The sequence below is a fragment of the Rhizobium ecuadorense genome, from assembly GCF_001187535.1.
Classification (GTDB): domain Bacteria; phylum Pseudomonadota; class Alphaproteobacteria; order Rhizobiales; family Rhizobiaceae; genus Rhizobium; species Rhizobium ecuadorense.
The window spans coordinates 1-242 of the sequence record NZ_LFIO01000875.1 but is presented as its reverse complement, the minus strand read 5'-3'; the positions used below and the strand labels follow the sequence as shown (position 1 = coordinate 242).

At 61.2% G+C, this 242-nt stretch carries 1 protein-coding gene; it reads right to left on the bottom strand.

The features are described 5' to 3' along the window. Positions 1-242: extracellular solute-binding protein (locus tag AF337_RS15390; RefSeq protein ID WP_152971091.1), on the bottom strand; the 242-nt coding region annotated here is incomplete at both ends.

Genomic DNA, 242 nt, shown 5'->3' with positions numbered 1-242 from the left:
GTCACGAAGCGCGGATCGAGCTTGGATTTATCGATGACGGAGAAATCGAGTTTCTCGAGCTGGCCATTCTTGCCGGCCTGGGCGGCATAGTCGCCTTCGACGTCGACCACGTCCCAGGTAACCTGACCGGCCTCGACCATCGCCTTGAGCTTGCCGTAATCCGTCGGTCCGTCCTGTACGACGGTGATACCGGTCTTCTCCGTGAACGGGCTGGCCCATGCTGCCTTCTGCGCGTCCTGGGT